The sequence below is a fragment of the Streptomyces sp. NPDC031210 genome (assembly GCF_055570395.1).
Genome location: NZ_JBVIHH010000001.1, coordinates 434,100 through 453,368 on the forward strand (window position 1 = coordinate 434,100; position 19,269 = coordinate 453,368).

At 74.3% G+C, this 19,269-nt stretch carries 17 protein-coding genes; 11 read left to right on the forward strand and 6 right to left on the reverse strand.

What is annotated here, in order from left to right:
- Nucleotides 1-162: 162 nt before the first annotated feature.
- Nucleotides 163-2,316: a tetratricopeptide repeat protein gene (locus ACZ45Z_RS02060; protein ID WP_468354525.1), complete on the forward strand. Its 2,154-nt coding sequence runs from the start codon at nt 163-165 to the stop codon at nt 2,314-2,316.
- A gap of 43 nt (nt 2,317-2,359) precedes the next feature.
- On the opposite strand, the gene ACZ45Z_RS02065 is transcribed toward ACZ45Z_RS02060, so the two are convergent.
- Complete coding sequence (locus tag ACZ45Z_RS02065; protein WP_468354527.1) at nt 2,360-3,133, reverse strand: hypothetical protein; 774 nt, start codon at nt 3,131-3,133, stop codon at nt 2,360-2,362.
- Nucleotides 3,130-4,404: a hypothetical protein gene (locus ACZ45Z_RS02070; protein ID WP_468354530.1), complete on the reverse strand. Its 1,275-nt coding sequence runs from the start codon at nt 4,402-4,404 to the stop codon at nt 3,130-3,132. The genes ACZ45Z_RS02065 and ACZ45Z_RS02070 overlap by 4 nt, the downstream gene beginning before the upstream one ends.
- Before the next feature lie 362 nt (nt 4,405-4,766).
- Here ACZ45Z_RS02070 and ACZ45Z_RS02075 point away from each other — a divergent pair, with 362 nt between their 5' ends.
- From ACZ45Z_RS02075 to ACZ45Z_RS02115, 9 genes are all read left to right on the forward strand, one after another.
- The gene (locus ACZ45Z_RS02075) at nt 4,767-4,937 is read left to right on the forward strand and encodes a hypothetical protein (RefSeq protein ID WP_468354533.1); all 171 of its coding nucleotides are present in this window, start codon (nt 4,767-4,769) and stop codon (nt 4,935-4,937) included.
- A 245-nt stretch (nt 4,938-5,182) separates the two neighbouring features.
- Nucleotides 5,183-6,763: an AMP-binding protein gene (locus tag ACZ45Z_RS02080; RefSeq protein ID WP_468354536.1), complete on the forward strand. Its 1,581-nt coding sequence runs from the start codon at nt 5,183-5,185 to the stop codon at nt 6,761-6,763.
- Nucleotides 6,764-6,972: 209 nt separating this feature from the next.
- Complete coding sequence (locus ACZ45Z_RS02085) at nt 6,973-7,593, forward strand: TetR/AcrR family transcriptional regulator (protein ID WP_468354539.1); 621 nt, start codon at nt 6,973-6,975, stop codon at nt 7,591-7,593.
- 144 nt (nt 7,594-7,737) lie between these two features.
- The gene (locus ACZ45Z_RS02090; RefSeq protein WP_468355541.1) at nt 7,738-8,958 is read left to right on the forward strand and encodes a cytochrome P450; all 1,221 of its coding nucleotides are present in this window, start codon (nt 7,738-7,740) and stop codon (nt 8,956-8,958) included.
- Between the two features lie 73 nt (nt 8,959-9,031).
- A complete protein-coding gene (locus tag ACZ45Z_RS02095) occupies nt 9,032-9,226 on the forward strand; it encodes a ferredoxin (RefSeq protein WP_393891526.1) in 195 nt (64 codons plus the stop codon).
- On the forward strand, nt 9,223-10,608 hold the full coding sequence (locus tag ACZ45Z_RS02100) for an NAD(P)/FAD-dependent oxidoreductase (RefSeq protein WP_468354543.1): 1,386 nt from the start codon (nt 9,223-9,225) through the stop codon (nt 10,606-10,608). The genes ACZ45Z_RS02095 and ACZ45Z_RS02100 overlap by 4 nt, the downstream gene beginning before the upstream one ends.
- Nucleotides 10,609-10,805: 197 nt before the next feature.
- On the forward strand, nt 10,806-11,018 hold the full coding sequence (locus ACZ45Z_RS02105; protein ID WP_468354546.1) for an EF-hand domain-containing protein: 213 nt from the start codon (nt 10,806-10,808) through the stop codon (nt 11,016-11,018).
- Between the two features lie 49 nt (nt 11,019-11,067).
- Nucleotides 11,068-11,892: a hypothetical protein gene (locus tag ACZ45Z_RS02110; RefSeq protein WP_468354548.1), complete on the forward strand. Its 825-nt coding sequence runs from the start codon at nt 11,068-11,070 to the stop codon at nt 11,890-11,892.
- A 182-nt stretch (nt 11,893-12,074) separates the two neighbouring features.
- A complete protein-coding gene (locus ACZ45Z_RS02115; RefSeq protein ID WP_468354551.1) occupies nt 12,075-12,548 on the forward strand; it encodes a hypothetical protein in 474 nt (157 codons plus the stop codon).
- Between the two features lie 95 nt (nt 12,549-12,643).
- On the opposite strand, the gene ACZ45Z_RS02120 is transcribed toward ACZ45Z_RS02115, so the two are convergent.
- The 4 genes from ACZ45Z_RS02120 to ACZ45Z_RS02135 form a co-directional block, all read right to left on the reverse strand.
- Nucleotides 12,644-14,092, reverse strand: coding sequence for an amino acid permease (locus tag ACZ45Z_RS02120; RefSeq protein WP_468354554.1), 1,449 nt, complete (start codon nt 14,090-14,092; stop codon nt 12,644-12,646).
- 125 nt (nt 14,093-14,217) lie between these two features.
- Complete coding sequence (locus ACZ45Z_RS02125) at nt 14,218-14,433, reverse strand: dodecin (RefSeq protein WP_468354557.1); 216 nt, start codon at nt 14,431-14,433, stop codon at nt 14,218-14,220.
- Nucleotides 14,434-14,545: 112 nt separating this feature from the next.
- Complete coding sequence (locus tag ACZ45Z_RS02130; RefSeq protein ID WP_468354560.1) at nt 14,546-15,007, reverse strand: universal stress protein; 462 nt, start codon at nt 15,005-15,007, stop codon at nt 14,546-14,548.
- A gap of 44 nt (nt 15,008-15,051) precedes the next feature.
- Nucleotides 15,052-15,789: a PAS domain-containing protein gene (locus tag ACZ45Z_RS02135; protein WP_468354562.1), complete on the reverse strand. Its 738-nt coding sequence runs from the start codon at nt 15,787-15,789 to the stop codon at nt 15,052-15,054.
- A gap of 105 nt (nt 15,790-15,894) precedes the next feature.
- Here ACZ45Z_RS02135 and ACZ45Z_RS02140 point away from each other — a divergent pair, with 105 nt between their 5' ends.
- A complete protein-coding gene (locus tag ACZ45Z_RS02140) occupies nt 15,895-19,107 on the forward strand; it encodes a cytochrome P450 (protein ID WP_468354565.1) in 3,213 nt (1,070 codons plus the stop codon).
- Nucleotides 19,108-19,269: the final 162 nt, after the last annotated feature.

Here is a 19,269-nt window from a genome sequence, read left to right on the forward strand (position 1 = left end):
CCAGACGGCGACTTCCGGCCACCGCGCAGCGGCCGATATCCGCTTGCCGGTGACCGGCCGGTGGGTAGCCCCAGGTGAAGTGCCCGCGTGCTGGGTAGATCTCGGGCCAACGGTTGTGGATATGCCAAATGGCCGGGACAGTGTGGGAAACGGGGGAGCGGCATGAGCGGAACGGGCGAAGACGCGGGCGGGGCGCGCGGCGGACACAACGAAATCGCCGGCTCGGCGCAGATCTGGGGTGCCAGCGTGCAGGCCGCCGAGATCCGCGGCGGCGTCCACGTCCACCAGGCCGCCCCGCCCCGGCCACCCGTTCCCCGCCAACTCCTGTCCGTACCCGCCCACTTCACCAACCGCGGCGCCGACCTCGCCGCCCTGGAGGAGTTACGCCAGGCCCGCCGGACCTCCGCGCCCCAACTCGTGGTGGTGAGCGGCCCGGCGGGCATCGGCAAAACCGCCCTGGTCTCCCGCTGGCTGCGCGGCATCGCCGACGAGTACCCCGACGGACAGCTCTACGCCGACCTCACCGGACACGGCCCGGACCGCCCGCTGCGCCCCGGCGAGGTCCTCGACTCCTTCCTCCGCGCGCTCGGGACGAGCGCCGTGCCCGCCGCCCTCGCCGAACAGGCCGCCCTGTGGCGCTCGGTGACCGCCGGTCTGCGCCTCGCCGTAATGATCGACAACGCGCTCAGCGCCGCCCAGGTCAGACCCCTCCTCAACGGCGCACCCGGCAGCCTCTTCGTCGTCAGCAGCCGCCGCCGGCTGACCGGACTGATCACCGACGGCGCCGGATTCCACCAGGTCGACGCCCTCGACCCGAACGCCGCCCTGGAACTCCTCGCCCGCGGAGGCGGCGGCCACCGCGTCGCGCAGGACCCCGACGCCGCCCGCCAGGTCGTCTCCCAGTGCGCCTTCCTCCCGCTCGCCGTCTGCCTGGCCGCCGCCCGGCTGGCCGCCCGCCCCCGGCAGCCGGTCGCCGCTATGGCCGCCGCGCTCGCCCGCGGCCGCGGCCCGCTCGAACTCCTGCGGGTCGAAGGGGAATCCGCCGTGCACACCGCGCTCGACGAGTCCTACGCGATGCTCCCCGCGGACGCCGCCGACGCCTACCGCCGGCTCGGCCCGCTGCCCGTGACCCACTACGACCCGCATCTGGTCGCCGCCGTGTGCGACACCACCACCGACGAGGCGGACCGCCTCCTCGACGTCCTCATGGACGGCAACCTCCTGCAGGACGTCGGCCCCGACACCTACCGCTTCCACGACCTGGTGCGGCTGCACGCCGCCCGGCGCGGCGAGGACGAACCCGCGCCCGTCCGGCGGGACACCGAACGCCGCTTCCTCGACTGGTGCCTGGCCACCGCCACCGAAGCCGAGACCCTCCTCACCCCCAGCCACCGCACCCTGGCCCGCGACTACGGCGGGCGCACCGTCCGCGCCACGCCGCTGCCCGACGTGGCGGCGGCCCTCGGCTGGCTCGACACCCGCCGCCACGACCTGATGGCCGCCGTCCGGCTGAGCGCCGCCACCGGACAGGACGACGCCACCGCCTGGCAGCTCGTCGACGCCATGTGGCCGCTGTTCCTGCGGCTGCGCCCGTACGACCTGTGGACCGAGGCACACACCCTGGGACTCGACGCCGCCCGCCGGGCGGGGGACCGCGCGGGCGAGGGCAGGATGCTGACCTCCGGCGGCAACGGCCTGTGCCACGCCGGGCACTACGAAGAGGCCGTGGAATGGTTCGGCCGGGCGCTGCGCCTCGCCGAGGAGGACGACGACGTCCGCCAGCAGGCCCAGGCCCTCAACGGCCTGGGCAAGGCCCACCGAGGCGCCGGCGACCTGCGCCGCGCCGAGGACTACCACCACCGCGCCCTCACCCACCGCGAGTCGATCGGCCACACCCGCGGCGCCGCCCTCTCCCGCTACGCGCTGGGGGAGCTGGCCCTGGAACGCGGCGCCTGGCGGACCGCCGCCGACCTCCTGGCCCGCGCGCACACCGCCCTCGAAGCGGAGAGCGACCCCTACGACGCGGCCCGCGCCCTCGCCCACCTCGGCCGCGCCACCGCCCGCGCCGGCGACCCCGGGGCCGGAGCGCGCCAACTGACCGACGCCCTGGCGGCGTTCGAGAAGCTCGGATCGGTGCACTGGCAGGCGCGCACCTGGGAACTGATAGGCCAGTGCGCGCAGGACGGCGCGGACGAGGCGGCGGCACGACTGGCCTACGAGCGGGCGCTCGGCCTGTACGAGCCCGTCAGCCCGTCCGACGCCCGACGCCTGACGGGCCGCCTCCGACGCCTGGACGCCGGAGCCGGCCCTTTATAGGACGGGGCTTTTCCTGAGGCGGGGCCCTTCCTGAAACGGGGCCCTATCCGAGGCGGAGCTCTATGTCCGTATCCGCGCCGCCGCTCGCCCGCCCGCCGTGCCGCAGGCGTACGGGCAGCGGCGCCGCACCCGCCGCGGGACCGGGCGCACCGCCCGGTACGCCGCTCGGCACATCCCCCGGCACACCGCTCGGCGCGCCGAGGACCACGCCGCGCACCGCCGACAGCGGCTCACCGGCCACCAGCCAGCCGTGCGCGAAGGACGCCAGCGCCGCCCGGCGCCGCGCGCACAGCCGCCGCCCGCCGCCGGGGAGAGCCAGCAGCGTCCGACCGCCTCGGACCCCCAGCACGCAGCCGCCCCCGCTGTGGGGCACCGACGCGAGCAGGGCGCCGGGATGCCGCGCGAGGAGCCGGGCGACGCCGGCCGACGGGTACGCGGCTGCCGCCTCCTCCTCCGGCCCGGCGAGCAGCACATCGGCGCACTCGGCCCACCACGGCGCGTCCAACGCCACGCCGCCCACGCTCAGGTGCCTATCGGTACCGGGCGCTCCCTCCGCCCACGGAGCGACCGTGGCGCCGGCCGGCGCCATCCGCACCACGGCGAGGCGCGGTCCGGCGGACGCGCGGACGCCGACCGTCAGGGACCAGCTCCCCGCGGCACCGCCGCCGGATCCGCCGCCCTCGCCGTCGCGCGCCGGGACGTCCGGGGCGCTGCCGAGGTCCACGGAGGCCAGCAGCACGGTCGCGGGCCGCGCCCCGGCGTCCGGCGCGGCCGCCGGGCGGTGGGACGCGGCCGCCGCCCGGGCCCGCGCCCTCACGCCGCGTCCGATCCGGGCAGACCCGCCCAGCGCCGAAGCGGCGGCGGGGTCGGCAGGACCGGCGTCACCGGGGCGTACGCGGGCCGGGCCAGGCCCAGCACGCGGTAGAGGAGTTCGCGCATCCTGCCGTTGAACCGGCCCGGCTCCGAGGAGAGCATCGCCGCGACGCGCGCGTGATCGGCGCGGCGGTACTCGGTCGCCGCGTACCGCAGTTGATCCTCCAGGGGATGCGTCGCGGTCAACGCCGGCGCGGTGCGCGCCAGCGCGGCGGCGGGGGAGCCGGGATGGACCTCCCGGTCGGGGAAACGGGCCAGCAGCACCGGCGCGGACGTCAGCGTGGCGTACGAGGTGACCGAACCGTGGTCGCCGATGACCCAGTCGGCGGCGACCAGGATGCTCCGCCAGTCCGCCTCCGGAGGCACCGCCACCGGGCCGCGCCGCCGGAAACCGGTCAACCAGGCCCGGATCTGCCGGCTGCCGTGCCCGGCCCACACATTGGGGTGGACCAGCACCGCCACCTGGTACCGGTCCTCGGGCAGTTCGGCGGCCAGCCGCGGCAGCAGCGTCTCGAAGCAGCCGAACGCCGAGGAGCGGCCCCAGGTCGAGGCGACGACCACGAGCTGCCGGCGGTTACCCACCCCCAGGGCCCGGCGGTAGCGGTCGCGCAGCGGCAGGCTGGCGGCGATCCGGTCGTGGCAGGGATCGCCGACCACCCGGGCGACCGGCAGCGCCTCCGGGCAGCCGCGGGCCAGCTCCGCCAGATCCCGCTCGTGCGAGAGCGCCACCGCGGCCGGCACCACCCGGCCGTCGTGCAGCAGGTACTCGCGGCTGAGCATGGCGGGCGGCGGCGCGCCGCCGCCCGAGGCGGCCGGGGCCTCCCGGGCCCCCTGGGCCTCCCGGGCCGAGCGCAGCACCTTGATCTGCCCCGCGCCGTGCGACAGCCGCACCAGACGGGCCCGGAGCCGCTCGGTGCCCCGGGAGCCGGCCGCCAGGGCGAGATCGAATTCCCGGCGGACGGCCCGGCCCCACGGGATCACCGGGACACCCAGCGCCGCCAGCGCCTCGTGCACCCCGGCGCCGAACTGGTGCGGCGGAACCGTGCACACCACCTGGAGTCGCGGATCCCGCTCCAGCAGCGAGAACACGGCGCACAACCGTTGCAGATACGTCACCGAATGCGCGACGACCAGGATCTGCTTGCAGTCCGGCACGGTCAGCCACCGGCTGTCACCGGCCGGCGGACGCTCCGAATGCCTGCGGAGAGCAGACATGTCACCCCCATGAGTCCGTTCGGATGTTCCGCGAGCGCGGATGTTCCGTGAGACCCAGGAACTGCCCGGCCGGTCGGACGGAATGCTTGCCCGGACCTCGAAGAAACCTTGCCGTCGCAGGCCAGGGGGCGTCCGGGCGTGATAACAGGCCGTTTCCGGCGTGCGGCGACATGCCGTGATCGCCGGAAAACGCCGCGCGCGCGGCGAGTGACGTCGTTATTCTGGTGGACGACGGACGACCTTTTCTGGGAGACGCCAACACCATTGGCCCGTCGCGGGAACGCCACAAACCCTGGCTCCACTCCCGGTTTGTGAACGAGGCGCCACCGCGTCGGACCAATACCTCGAAGAAGGAGTGCGTGGTGGCATTGCAGAAGGCTCAGTACAAGCAGCCCCGTATGAAGAAGGGCGAGCGGCCAGGCCGGATCAAGGAAGTCCGCAACGTCGAAGTCTGGAGCCGCTACGGCCCGGTGCGCCTCGCCGGCTGCGACGAAGACCCGGCCGAATCGCACATCTTCCGCGGCATCGACTGACCCCCGCCGCCGGCCGTCACCGGCCGGCGGGCGGCGAACCAGGGGAGCGGCTGTCACCGACAGCCGCTCCCTTTTCGGCGCTCACGGCGACCGGCGCGGTGCCCGGTCACCCGATCGGCTCAACGGCGCCGGTGGATTCCCGCCGCCGCCCGCACTCTGACGAGGTGTCAGTCCGGCCGGGGGCGCTCTGGAAAACAAGCGGAGGTGGCTGTTCAATGGGCGCGGCCGCACTCATTGGAGGCACCATGGACGCCGTCGCCCCGCCCGCCGCCAGCGCCACCGAGCCACAGCCCGCCCCCGCCGTCCGCGCGGCAGGCCACGAACGCGGCTACCCGGCCTTATCGGAGCGCGCCGCACGGATCGCCACCGGCCTGCGCGACCTCGGCGTGCTGCCGGGCGACCGAATAGCCCTCGTCATGCGCAACGAGCCCGCCTACCTGGAGATCACCGCCGCGGCCGCCCAGGTGGGCGCCTGCGCGGTGCCCGTCAACTGGCACTTCCGCCACGACGACCTGCGGCACGTCCTCACCGACAGCGGCAGCAAGGCCGTCTTCGCGCACACCGACCTGCTCGGCACGGTGACCGCCGTGCTGCCCCCCGGCGTGCGGCTCATCGAGGCCGCCGTGCCCGCCGGTGTCGCGACCGCCTGCGGCTTCGCCGCGCCGCCGCCCACCGGCGCCCACCCGCTCCTGGACAACTGGCTGGCCGGTTTCGCCCCCCTCGACCGGGCCGTGGCCGAGCGCCCGCCCACCGTCATCTACAGCTCGGGAACCACCGGCCGCCCCAAGGGAGTCCTGCGCGAGGCGGTCGGCGAGGACCAGCTCGCCGAGGGGGTGCGCGCGTTCCTCGAATACTTCGCCGTCGCCCCCGGCGGCCGCACGCTCATCCCCGCCCCGCTCTATCACGCCTCGCCCAGCCAGCACGCGGTCCTCGCGCTCGCCGCCGGCCTGGACATCACGCTGATGCCGCGCTTCGACGCCGAGGAGTTCCTGCGCCTGGTCGAACGCCACCGCGTCGAGCAGGTCCAGATGGTGCCCACGATGTTCGTACGGCTGCTGCGCCTGCCCAAGGACGTGCGCGAGCGGTACGACCTGTCGTCGCTCACCTCGGTCGTGCACGCCGCCGCGCCCTGCCCGCCGCACATCAAACACGCCATGATCGACTGGCTGGGACCGGTGCTGCGGGAGTACTACGGCGGCAGCGAGACCGGCGCCGTGACGTGGTGCGACAGCCGGGAATGGCTGGCCCACCCGGGCACCGTCGGACGGGCCGAGGGCACCTGCGCGGTCGCCGTGCTCGGCCCCGGCGGAGCGCGGCTGCCGGCCGGCGCCACCGGCGACATCTACCTCAAACCCTCCGACACCTGGCCGCGCTTCACCTACCTCGGCGACCCCGCCAAGCGCGCCGCGATGGAAGCGCCGGGTCTGCCCGGCTACGTCAGCATCGGCGACATCGGACATCTCGACGCGGACGGCTACCTCTATCTCAGCGACCGGCGCGACGACATGGTCATCTCCGGCGGCGTCAACATCTACCCCGCGGAGATCGAGGGCTGCCTGCTGTCCCTCGACGGCGTGCAGGACGCGGCGGTGTTCGGCATCCCCGACGAGGAATTCGGCGAGGTGCTCGCCGCGCACGTGCAGACCGAGCCCGGCGTACGCCTCACCGCCGCGGCGGTCCGCGAGCACGTCGCCACCCGGCTGGCCGGCTACAAAGTGCCGCGGGCGGTGGTCTTCGAGCGGTTGCTGCCGCGCGACGAGTCCGGGAAGCTCTTCAAGCGGCGGCTGAAGGACCCCTATTGGGAGGGCTGCCAGGGCCGGATCTGACCCACGCGGACCTACGGCCGCCGCCGGGGACGCGTCCGCGGTGGCCCCGGTCCGTCCGCGCGGGCGGCACGCATCGTGCGCACCCCCGCTCGCCGCCGGGCCGCCCGGCGGCGCCTGACAGGCGCGGGACACCGGCTCGTACGCCGTGCCGCGCGGGTGTGAAACCCTGGGGCGCAGCATCGGGCGAGGTCAGGGAAGGACCGGAGGCAGTGGGCGAGAGTGCGGCCGTCCGGCCCCGCAATCCGCGCGGACAGGGGGACCGGCTCCGCGACGAACTGCTGCGGGCCACCGAACGCCTCCTGGAGCAGGTCGGCAGCGAGGACGCGCTGTCCCTGCGCGCCGTGGCCCGGGAGGCCGGTGTCGCCGCCCCGAGCATCTACCGTCACTTCGCCGACAAGACCGAGCTGGTCTGGGCGACCCTGGAGATCAGTTACGAGCGGCTGGCGCGGGCGATGTCCGAGGCCGCCGCCGAGGCGGACGCCGACGACCCGGTGGCGCGACTGCGCGCCCAACTGCGTGCCTACTGCCGGTACGCCATCGCCCACCCCGCCACCTACCGCCTCCTGTACGAAACCCGGCAGACCCCCGTCGGCCCCGAACGGCTGGCCGGGCACCCGGCCGGGCTGCTGGTGCGGAGCTGGGACGACGCGCTGACCGCCTGCGAGGAAGCCGGCCGGCGGGTGCGCGGCTCACGCGCCGAGGCGCCGTACGTCCTGTGGTCGGCGGTGCACGGCCGGGTCATGCTCTGGCAGGTCATGCCGAGCCGTAAGGACGCCCGCCGGCTGGACCGGTTCGTCGACGAGATCCTCACTCTCCTCCTCGAAGACTGAGGACCGCTCACCCCTCGCTGCCCGACACGCCCCCCGACACATTTAGCTGTGGGATACACATGTAAGTTTACAGGCGTTAGGCGAATGTTCGACTCATGGCGCACGCCCCCTGCCGGCGTGCGCGCGAGGAGCGAGATGAGCGAGATGACACTTCCCACCGCCCCGGCGCCCCTGCCCGTAGAGCCGCCCGCCGGCTGCCCCTTCGACCCGCCGACCGCGTTCGCCGGCCTGCGCACGGCCGAGCCGCTCTCCAAGATCGCCCTGCCGGACGGGAGTTGGGCCTGGCTGGCCACCCGCTACGCCGACATCCGGACCATCCTCGGCGACACCCGCTTCAGCTCCGACACCACCGTCCCCGGCTACCCGCTCAGCGGCATGACCGGCGGCGCCAACACCCACAACCGCGGCTTCATCCGCCGGGACCCGCCCGAGCACACCCGGCTGCGGCGCATGGTCACCCGCGAGTTCATGGTCAAGCGCGTCGAGGCGCTGCGCCCGCGGATCCAGCGCGTCACCGACGAACTGTGCGACGCGATGGAGCGGGCCGAGGGGCGCGAGGACGGCGGCGTCGACCTTGTCGAGGCGCTCGCGCTGCCCGTGCCCTCGCTGGTCATCAGCATGCTGCTGGGCGTCCCGTACGACGACCACGACGTCTTCCAGCGGCTCACCGGCCAACTGCTCTCCCGGGTCGTCCCCGAGGGCGAACGCGAGGCCGCCCGCCGCGAACTCCACGACTACCTCGACCGGTTGGTCACCGCCAAGGAGGCCGACCCCGGCGACGACATCCTCGGCCGGCTCATCGTGGAGCAGCGGCGGACCGGCGAGATCACCCACGACGAGGTGGCCGCCTTCGCCGGCCTCCTGCTCGTCGCCGGGCACGAGACCACGGCCAACATGATCGGGCTCAGCGCCCTCACCCTCATGCGCGACCGGGAATCGGCCGACCGGCTGCGCGCGGAGCCGGCGCTGATGCGCAGCGCCGTCGAGGAACTCCTGCGCTTCCACAGCATCATCCGCAACGGCCCGCGCCGGGTCGCCACCGCCGACATCGAGATCGGCGGACACCTCATCCGGGCCGGCGAGGGCGTCGTGGTGGCCGTCGCGTCCGCCAACCGCGACGAGGACGTCTTCCCCGACGCCGACCGGCTCGACGTGAGCCGCCCCAACGCCCAGCATCACGTCGCCTTCGGCTACGGCATCCACCAGTGCCTCGGCCAGGCGCTGGCCCGCGTCGAACTCCAGGTCGTCCTCGCCACCCTGCTGCGCCGCTTCCCCACCCTGCGGCCCGCCGTACCGATCGAACGGATCCCCTTCCGCGGCGACATGGCCATCTACGGCTGCCACGCCCTGCCCGTCACCTGGTGACGAGGACGGCCCGGCACCGCACGCCCCACGACCACATCCCCCTCAGCCCCACCACCCCCACGGAGCTTTCGCCATGAAGATCACCCTTGACGCCGACAAGTGCTGCGCCGCCGGTCAGTGCGTGCTCATCGCCCCCGAGGTCTTCGACCAGCGCGACGAGGACGGCGTGGTCGTCCTGCTCGACGCGGCCCCGCCCGCCGAACAGCACGACGCGGTCCGCGAAGCCGCCGCCATCTGCCCGGCCGCCGTCATCGAGGTCCACGCGTGACCACCCGCCCGCTCGCCGTCGTCGGCGCCTCGGCGGCCGGGCTCGCCGCCGCCGAGGCGCTGCGCCGCTTCGGCTGGCGCGGCCCGCTCACCCTCATCGGCGACGAACCCCACCTGCCGTACGACCGGCCGCCGCTGTCCAAGCAACTGCTGCACGGCCACTGGGAGCCCGAGCGGCTGCTGCTGCGCACCACTGACCAGCTCGACCCGCTCGGCCTCGACCTGCGGCTCGGTACCCGGGCGACCGGACTCGACGTGGCGACCCGCACCCTGACCCTGGACGGCGGCGAGCGTCTCGCCTGCGCCGGGGTGATCATCGCGACCGGTGTCACGGCCCGCACCCTGCCCGGCGCCGACCCCCTCGACGGGGTGCACACCCTGCGCACCCTCGACGACGCGCTGGCCCTGCGCGCCCGGCTGGCCGGCGGCGCCCGCCACCTGGTCGTCATCGGAAACGGCGTACTGGGCTGCGAGGCCGCCGCGGTGGCCCGCGAACTGGGCCACCGGGTCACGCTCGTCGGCCGCGAGGCGGTACCGATGGCCCGCACGGTCGGCGCCGAGGTCGGCACACTGCTCGCCGCCGCGCACCGCGCCCGCGGCGTCCGGCTGCTGACCGGATCGGTGGCGGGCTTCGACAGCACGGACGGCGCGGACCTCGCGGAGAGTGCGGACGGCACGGACGCCGCGTGCGCCACGAGCGGCCCGGCCGACGCCGCCCCGGGCCCCGCCCGGACCGCGCGGGTCACCGCCGTACGGCTGGCCGACGGCACCCGGCTGCCCGCCGACGCCGTGCTGCTCGCCATCGGCTCCGACCCCGCCGTGGCGTGGCTGGACGACCCGGCCCTGGACACCACCGAGGGGCTGTGCTGCGACGCGTACTGCGCCGCGGCCCCCGGCGTCTACGCCGCGGGCGACGTGGCCCGCTGGGACCACCCCGTCCACGGGCGACCGCTGCGCTTCGAGCACCGGACGAACGCCACCGAACAGGCCATGGCCGCGGCCCGCAACCTGCTGGCCGAACTGGCGGCGGAGGCGGCACCCGGTGACGGACCTCCGCCGGCCGCCACGGACGCCGGGCACCGCACGCCCGACACCCCCGCCCCCGAACGCCGCCCCTTCGCCCCGGTGCCCTACTTCTGGTCCGACCAGTACGACCTCAAGATCCAGGTCTACGGCCTGACCTCGGGCGCCGACCGGGTCGAGACCACGGCCCCGGCCGCGCACCGCACCGTCGCCCTCTACGGCCGCGACGGCACCGCCACCGGCGTCCTGGCCGCCGGCCTGCCACCCCGTCAGGTCCGCGCCCTGCGCGCCGTCATCGCCACCCCCACCCCCTGGGAGGAGGCACGCGAGCGCGTCCGGGCCGCCACGGCCACCGGCTGAGGGCGCCCCGAGCACGGAGGACTGTGACCGATCACGGGAAGGCGGCCGCCACGGCGGCCGCCACGGCGGCCGCCGCAGCCCTACCGCGCCGTCTCCGGCCCCGCACAGGGCCCAGCCGGGCGGGTCCTGACAGTCGGTTAATCTACGCAGGTCACATCACCGTGCGGTAGCGCAGCAAGACGAAGGGGGCATCTCTCGTGGCAGACATCGAGAAGGCCAGGGCGGAGTTCGACCGGTTCGACGCGGACAAGGACGGCCTGGTCACGCCGGACGAGTTCAAGCGGGCGATGGCCGAGATGGGCGATCCGTTCGTCACCGGCCCGATAGCCGAGGCGGTCATCAAGGCCAAGGACACCGACAGCGACGGCCGGATGTCCTTCGACGAGTTCTGGCAGGCGCTCCAGGACTGACCGCATCCCGGCTGGCCGTGTCCGGCGTCAGGCTCGGTAGGGTCGCCCCGTGCCCCCGTCACCCCGCGCGGATGCCCCGCCCCGCCGCCTCCCCGCCGCGTTCATCCGGTATGCCGTGGCCCTGGAGGCGGCCGAGCTGGCGTGGGGACGGCTGGCCGGCCGGCTGACCCCCGAGGACGCCGTGGAGCTGGCGTTCCTCCGGCGCTGCGACCTGGGAGCGGCCGGCGAGACATTCGCCCGGCTGCACGAGGCCGGGCCGGATCCGCGGCGGCTCGACGCCCGGTGCCGAGAACTCCTCGGGGGCGACGCGGACCCCGCGCATCCGGCCGCGCGCGTCTGGGGCCACCTCGCGCCGGCTTACCTCCACGCCCATCCCGAAGCCGGCGTGCCGCGGCCGGATCCCGGGCGACTGGCCGCCGGGCGCGCGGAGTTCCTGCTCGCCCGGGCCGCGTCCGGCCGGGGCATGAACTGGCGGGACTCCTCCGCCCTGCTGGGTACCGACCGGCCCGAAGAAGTGGACGCGGCCTTCGAGCGGAGCGCGGAGCTGGTGGGCGTCGCCGTCATCGGGCTCGCGCTGACCCACCCGGACGCCGCGGCGATCCTGCCCCGTGTGGCCCGCGCCCTGGAGACGGCCCGGGAAACCACCGACCCGGGGCTGCGCCATCAGGGCATCGTCGCCCTCGCGCACACCGCCCGGCTGCACCGGACCGTCGACCGCCGCTGCCTGGACCTGCTCCGCGACTGCCCGCGCGGCAACGAGGCGGACGACGACCTGTGGGCCTTCGTGGCCCACCGCCGGCTGCCCCTGTGGCTGTGGCGGCACCGGCTCGGTGCGCGCCTGCGGTGGCTGCTGCAGGAGAGGTGGCGCGGGTAGCGGAACCGCTCGCCGCCGGACGGGTGCCGGCCGCGGTCGCGGAATCCGGCGCCGGGAAAGTCATGCGGTGTCGTTCTTGCCCTGGTCCGGGGTGCGTGCCTCAATGGGCAGCGACCAGGCCGCTGACTGTCCGTCAGTTACGGGAGTGGGCGGCCGCACCCCCCCACCAGAAGGCGGTATCCATGAGACCCATCCAACGCCGGACCGGCACCGTAGTCGGTGTCACGGCCGCTCTCGGGGCCACCCTCGCGATGGCCCCGGCCCCGGCCCCGGTGACGGTGACACCGGAGAAGGCCACCGTCACGTTCGACTGCGGTGCGTACGGCGCGGGCAAGGCCACGCTCATCGCCACGCGGAAAGGGAAGACCGCGACCATCAACGTGTCCAGCTCCGCCTTCAGGACGCCGGTGCGGGTGGCGGCGCGCTCCGCCACGTCGACGCTCACCCTCATCAAGAACGGCTCGCGGACCACGAAGTTCACCGGCCGCGCCAATCCGGAGATCACGGTCGGCGGCGGCATCTCCACCGGTCCGCTGCGCGGCCGGGCCGCCGCCGGTGACCGTCTCGAAGCCAGCTCGCTGAAGATGGTGGTGCTGGGTGTCACCGTGGTCTGCGAGGTCGTCTCCACCCAGTCGCCCGGACCGTTCCTGTTCTGACGACCGCCCAGGCCGGCCGGCGACGCCGAACCGCGGGGGCGTCAGGGCCCCGACGCCCCCGCGTGCTCACCGCCGCGGCGCGGCGGCCACCTGGTTCAGCGGTCCTCGCGGTCCGGCCCACCGGCGCCCGGGAGGTCCGTCCTGGCCAGCTCCGACCGCTTGTAGGAGTACGTGAAATAGATGACCAGGCCGATCAGGAACCACACGACGAACCGCACCCAGGTCTGCCACGCCAGGAACGTGATCAGCCAGATCGAGAAGCACACGCCGATCGCCGGGACCACCGGCATGCCCGGCGTGCGGAACGTCCGCGGCAGTTCCGGGCGCTTGTAGCGCAGCACGATCACCGCGAGGCAGACCACCACGAACGCCAGCAGGATGCCGATGTTCGTCAGCTCCGCCGCCTCGCCGATCGGCAGGAAGCCCGCGATGACGGCGGAGGCCACGCCGACGATCCACGTCACCCGCGTCGGTACCCGGTGTTTGACGCTGGTCTTGGCGAACCACTTGGGCAGCAGACCGTCCCGGCTCATCGAGAACCACACCCGGGTCACGCCCAGCATGAAGGTGAACATCACCGTCAGGATGCCGATGATCGCGCCGACCGCGATGACATCCGCCAGCGCGTCCAGGCCCACCGACTTGAACGCCGTCGAGAAGCCGCTCTCGGGATCGATCTCCTTGTAGTTCTGCATCCCCGTCAGCACCAGGCAGGCCAGCACGTACAGCACCATCGAGATGGCCAGCGAATACATGATGGCCTTGGGCATGTGGCGCTGCGCGTCCTTGGACTCCTCGGCCGCGGTGCTCATCGCGTCGTAGCCGAAGACCGCGAAGAAGACCGTCGCGGCGCCGGTGAACGCGCCGCCCACGCCGAACGGGAAGAACGGCTGGTAGTTCCCGGACTCGACGTGGAAGAAGCCGACCACGATCACCAGCACGACCACCAGGACCTTCAGGCCCACCACGATCGTCTCGAACCGCGCGGCGTTCTTGATGCCAAGCGTCAGCAGATACGCGATCAGCAGGCACAGCACCGCCGCGAACAGGTCCACCTGGTGGCCCTCGCCGGTCCCCGGCGCGCCCAGCATCCACGCGGGCAGCTCGATGCCCGCCTCGCCCAGCAGGAAGCTGAAGTAGCCGGAGATGCCGATCGCGACCACCGCCACGATCGCGGTGTACTCCAGCAGCAGGTCCCAGCCGATGAACCAGCCCGCCAGCTCGCCGAGCACCGCGTAGCCGTAGGTGTAGGCCGAGCCCGCCTTGGGGATCAGCCCCGCGAACTCGGCGTAGGAGAAGGCGGCCGCGGCGCTCGCCACGCCCGCGACGACGAAGGAGATCAGGACCGCGGGTCCGGCCTTCCCGTTCGCGACCGTGCCGGCCAGGGTGAAGATGCCGGCGCCGATGATGCCGCCGATGCCGATGGCCGTCAGTTGCCACAGGCCCAGCACCCGGGTGAGCTGTGGGCCCGCGCCGCCTTCCGTCTCCTCGATGTGTTCGATCGGTTTACGGCGCAGTACGCCCTGTCCCGCGCGCAGCCCCATGAGTGATCCCTCCGTACGCTCCGTCGTGGTCCGACGGCGGATCATCATGGCCCCTGAACGGCGTCTGAGGAAGGCGACTCCCTAAAGGTTGGGCCACTTCCCGGCAGACGTACACGACAGGGGTGTCAATCGGCGTCCTCCAGCCGGAATCCCACCTTCAGACCGACCTGGTAGTGGTCGATCTCGCCGTTCGCGAGATGCCCGCGCACCTGGGTGATCTCGAACCAGTCCAGATTGCGCAGGGTGTCCGAAGCGCGCTTGATGCCGTTGCGGATCGCGGCGTCCACACTCTCCTGGGACGTGCCCACGATCTCGGTCACGCGATAGGTCCGGTCGGTCACGGTGGTCTCCCTCGCCGGGGCGGCGCTCCGCCCGTCCACCCTCCACCGTGCCCCAGGCCCGTCGACCTCACCAGCGGAGGCCACCCGAAAGGCAGTCCCGGGGACAGGTCCGCTAGGGGACCACGGTGACCGGCCAGCGCCCGGCCTTGACCAGGCGGACCGCGACCGAGCCCATGATGCGGTGCCCGGCCGACTCCGAGGCGCCGACCACCACCGCGTCGGCCCTGAGCTCATCCGCCATCCGCACCATGCCGTTGTACGGGTCGCCGCGCAGCGTGTGGAACTCCCAGCGCAGGTCGTATATGCCGCGCAGCCGCTCCGTCGCCTCACGGATCGCGGCCATCAGCTCCTGGGCCACCTCGTCGGTCGCGTCCACCACCGGAGCACCCATCGCCGCACCGGCCGGCATCACCGGCCGGACGTACACCAGGACGAGCTTCGAGCCCTGCCGCCGGGCCAGTCCGGCGGCGTAGGCGGCGGCACGCCACGACGAGTCGGAGCCGTCGAGGCCGACAACGATGACCTTCGGGCCGTCCGTGCCGCGCTCGAAGGGCGCGGGTGTCTTCTCCTCCACACCAGGGAGGTTATCCGCCGACGCGTCCCGCCCCCGCCGGGGGTTCAGGCGGGCGCCGGCGGCCAACTGTCCGCGGCCAGCACGCCCAGGACGTACGCCCGGGCGACCAGCGCGGTCCGGCCCCGCACCCGCCAGCGACGGGCCAGCCGGGCCAGGTGGTAGTTCACCCCGTCCACCGTCAGACCCAGCGCCGTACCGATCGACGCCGTCGTCGCGCCGCCGGCGGCCAGCGCCAGGATCCGGGCCTCCACCGGGCTGGCCGTACCGCGCGGCGCGGGCGGCACCGCACTGTCCTCGGCCACCCGCAGCAGCGCCAGCAGGGCGGGCGGCCGTACCGAAGGGTCGCCGACCGGATCGATCGTCAGTTGCCCCTCCCGCTCGGTGCCGTCGGCCGCGTCCTGCCAGCGCACCTCCACCGGATAGCGCGAGCGGTGACCCAGCCGCAGCGCCTGGGCGAGCCGTTCGAGCTGCGCCTTCGCCTGCGGCCTGAACAGGTCCAGCAGATTGCGGCCCCGCAACCGCCCGGGCGCCACGCCCCACTGCGCGGCCATCGCCGGATTGGCGATCAGCACCTCACCGTCGGCCCGGCACACCGCGATCGGGGTGGGGATGCGGTCGAGCAGGATCAGGAAATAGTTGCGCCACGGACCGGCCGCGTACGGCCCGGCCGGATCGGGCGCCTCGGCCGGTTCCGCCGGACCGGCCGGCCGGCTCGCGCGCGGCGGCTCGCCACCGCCCGGTGTGTCCGCGTCCGGCATCGCGCCGGCAGTCCCCTCGTCCATTGACCCTTCTCCGGTCCGCCCGCAAGAGCCGGCAGCGAAAAACCACTGCACAATCATGCAGTTGCCCGGTCGGGACCCGCACACCGGGCCGGTCACGCTGGAGACATGACCGACACCATCGCGCTCCACACCGGCGAACGCGTCGCCGACGACCGCGTGCCGGTCGCCGACCTCACGGCGACGGGCCTCACCGCGACCCCCATCCAGCAGGCCATGGACCTGGCCCGACTGCACGGCCCGGCCTTCCGGCGCAAGCTGGGCGACCGCGAGACGCTGTTCGTCTCCTCGCTGGACCTGGTCACCGAGCTCGCCGACGAGAGCCGCTTCGCCAAGGGCGTGTCGGCCGTCCTGGAGAACGTCAGAGAGTTCGCCGGTGACGGTCTGTTCACCGCCTACAACGAGGAACCCAACTGGGCGAAGGCGCACGAGGTCCTGATGCCGGCGTTCGCCCTCGGCTCGATGCGCACCTACCACCCGGCGATGCTGAAGGTCGCCCGCCGGGTGATGACCGCCTGGGACCAGCGGGTCGCCGACGGCACGCCCGTCGACGTCCCCGAGGACATGACCCGGATGACGCTGGACACCATCGGGCTGGCCGGTTTCGGCTTCGACTTCGAGTCGTTCGCCCGCGACACCCCGCACCCCTTCGTGGAGGCGATGGTGCGCTGCCTGCGCTGGAGCATGGCCAAGTTCGCCCGCGAGCCCGGCGTCGACCACTCCGCGGACGACGCGGCGTTCCGCGCCGACGCGGACTACCTCGCGTCCGTCGTCGACGAGGTCATCACCGCCCGCCGGGCGAGCGGCGACGGCGGCGAGGACGACCTGCTGGGACTGATGCTCGCCGCCGGCGGGTCCGGCGGGTCCGGCGGGGACGGCGGGGACGGCGCGCCGGACCGCGGCCCCGCCCTCGACCTCGCCAACATCCGCAACCAGGTCATCACCTTCCTGATCGCCGGCCACGAAACCACCTCGGGCGCGCTCTCCTTCGCCCTGCACCACCTCCTGAAGGACCCGGTGGCCCTGCGCCTGGCCCAGCGCGAGGCCGACGAACTGTGGGGCGACGCGACCGATCCCGACCCGTCCTTCGAGGACATCGGCCGCCTGCCGTACACCCGCCAGATCCTGGGCGAAGCGCTGCGGCTGTGGCCGACCGCCGCCGCCTTCAGCCGCCAGGCCCGTACGGACACCCTCCTCGGCGGCCGCTACCCGGTGCGGGCCGGCGAACTCGTCACCGTGCTCACCCCGATGCTGCACCGCGACCCGGCCTGGGGCGACAACCCCGAGCTGTTCGACCCCTCCCGCTTCACCCCCGAAGCCGAGGCGGCCCGCTCACCGCACGCCTACAAGCCGTTCGGCACCGGCGAACGCGCCTGCATCGGGCGGCAGTTCGCGCTCCACGAGGCCACCATGCTGCTCGCCCTCCTGGTGCACCGCTACCGCCTCATCGACCACACCGACTACCGGCTGCGCATCAAGGAGACGCTGACCCTCAAGCCCGACGGGTTCACCCTCACCCTGGCCGCCCGCACCCCCGCGGACCGGGCCGCGGTCCGCGCCGCGCTCGCCGTCCTGCCCGGCGCCGCCCCCACCGGCACGGCCGGCCCGGCGGTCGACGACGGCCTGCCCGCCCGCGTGCCGCAGGACACCGGCCTGCTGCTCCTGCACGGCAGCAACTACGGCACCTGCCGCGAGTTCGCCGAGCGGCTCGCCGACGAGACCACCGGCCTGGGCTTCGCGCCCCACGTGGCGCCGCTGGACGCCTACGCGGCCGGCCTGCCCGCCGACCGGCCCGTCGTCATCGTCGCCGCCTCCTACAACGGGCAGCCCACCGACGACGCGGCCGCCTTCGTCCGGTGGCTGGCCACCGCGCCCGACGGCGCCGCCGCGCACGTACCGTACGCCGTCCTCGGCGTCGGCGACCGCAACTGGGCCGCGACCTACCAGCACGTGCCGACGCTCATCGACGACCGGCTCGACGCGCTCGGCGCCGAGCGCCTGCTGCCGCGCGGCGAAGCCGACGCCTCCGGCGATCTCAACGGCACCGTCAAGGAGTTCACCGCGGCCCTGCGCGGCCGGCTGCTGGCCCGCTACGGCGATCCGGCGACCCTCGGCGCGAGCGCCCCGGCCGCCCGCCCCGCCGACGAGAGCGCCTACACCGTCACCGAGCTCACCGGCGGGCCGCTGGACGCCCTCGCCGCCCGGCACGGCGTCGTCCCCATGACCGTCACCGAGGCCCACGACCTGACCGCACCGCACTGGCCGCGGCCCAAGCGCTACCTGCGCCTCGCGCTGCCCGACGGCGTGACCTACCGCACCGCCGACCATCTCGCCGTGCTGCCGGTCAACTCCCCGGCCGCGGCCGAGCGGGCGGCCCGCGCCCTCGGCGCCGACCCCGACACCGTCCTCGCGCTGCGTGCCGGACGCCCCGGCCGCGACACCCTGCCCGTCGACCGGCCCCTGACCGTACGCGAACTCCTCACCCGCCACCTGGAGTTGGGTGCCCGGCCGACACCCGCGCAGGTCGCCGTGCTGGCCGCCCACAACCCCTGCCCGCCCGAGCGCCTCGCCCTGGAAGCCGTGACCGAGGACGACCCGCGGACCCTGATCGACCTGATCGAGGAACACCCGGCGCTGCGCGGCCGACTGCCCTGGCCGGCCGTCCTGGACCTGCTGCCGCCGCTGCGCACCCGGCACTACTCCCTGTCGTCCGCACCCGCCACCGACCCCCGCCACGCCGATCTGATGGTCTCGCTGCTGCCCGGCGGCACCGGCTCGGGGTATCTGCACACCCTGCGGCCCGGCGACACGGTCCTGGCCCGCGTCCAGCCCTGCCGCGAGGCGTTCCGCATCGACCCGGACGACCCGACGCCCGTCATCCTGGTCGCGGCCGGCACCGGACTGGCGCCCTTCCGCGGTGCCGTCGCCGACCGGGTCGCCGCGGGCCGGACCACGCCCGCGCTGCTCTACTTCGGCTGCGACGACCCCGACACCGACTTCCTGCACGCCGCGGAGTTCGCCGCCGCCGAGAAAGCCGGCGCGGTCCGCGTCCGCCCCGTCTTCAGCGCCCGGCCCGAACACGGCCACCGCTTCGTCCAGCACCGCATCGCCGCGGAGGCCGACGAGATAGGGGAACTGCTGCGGGCCGGCGCGCGGGTCTACGTCTGCGGCGACGGCAGCCGCATGGCACCCGGAGTGCGGGCCGCCTTCCGGGAGGTGCACGCCGCCCGCACCGGCGCCTCGGCACAGGAGTCCGAGGCATGGCTGCGCGAACTGACCGCCGCCGGCCGCTACATCGAGGACGTCTACGCGGCGGGCTGAGCCGGCCGCCCGGCGGCCACGCGGTCTGGATCCCGCGGCCCGCCGGGGTCCAAGGTGGGGTGGTGCGGCCGACACGGCCGCGCCACCTGACGGTCGTGCGACAGGACCCGAACCAACCCAGGGGGAACACAGAACCAACAAAAACCCCCCCCCCCGGTGGGG

Bases quoted from the DNA above. Each gene is read 5' to 3' on its own strand.
- ACZ45Z_RS02070 (WP_468354530.1), bottom strand. From the start codon at position 4,404: ATGTCTGCTCTCCGCAGGCATTCGGAGCGTCCGCCGGCCGGTGACAGC.
- ACZ45Z_RS02140 (WP_468354565.1), top strand. From the start codon at position 15,895: ATGACCGACACCATCGCGCTCCACACCGGCGAACGCGTCGCCGACGAC.
- ACZ45Z_RS02135 (WP_468354562.1), bottom strand. From the start codon at position 15,789: ATGGACGAGGGGACTGCCGGCGCGATGCCGGACGCGGACACACCGGGC.
- ACZ45Z_RS02090 (WP_468355541.1), top strand. From the start codon at position 7,738: ATGACACTTCCCACCGCCCCGGCGCCCCTGCCCGTAGAGCCGCCCGCC.
- ACZ45Z_RS02095 (WP_393891526.1), top strand. From the start codon at position 9,032: ATGAAGATCACCCTTGACGCCGACAAGTGCTGCGCCGCCGGTCAGTGC.
- ACZ45Z_RS02115 (WP_468354551.1), top strand. From the start codon at position 12,075: ATGAGACCCATCCAACGCCGGACCGGCACCGTAGTCGGTGTCACGGCC.
- ACZ45Z_RS02080 (WP_468354536.1), top strand. From the start codon at position 5,183: ATGGACGCCGTCGCCCCGCCCGCCGCCAGCGCCACCGAGCCACAGCCC.
- ACZ45Z_RS02060 (WP_468354525.1), top strand. From the start codon at position 163: ATGAGCGGAACGGGCGAAGACGCGGGCGGGGCGCGCGGCGGACACAAC.
- ACZ45Z_RS02120 (WP_468354554.1), bottom strand. From the start codon at position 14,092: ATGGGGCTGCGCGCGGGACAGGGCGTACTGCGCCGTAAACCGATCGAA.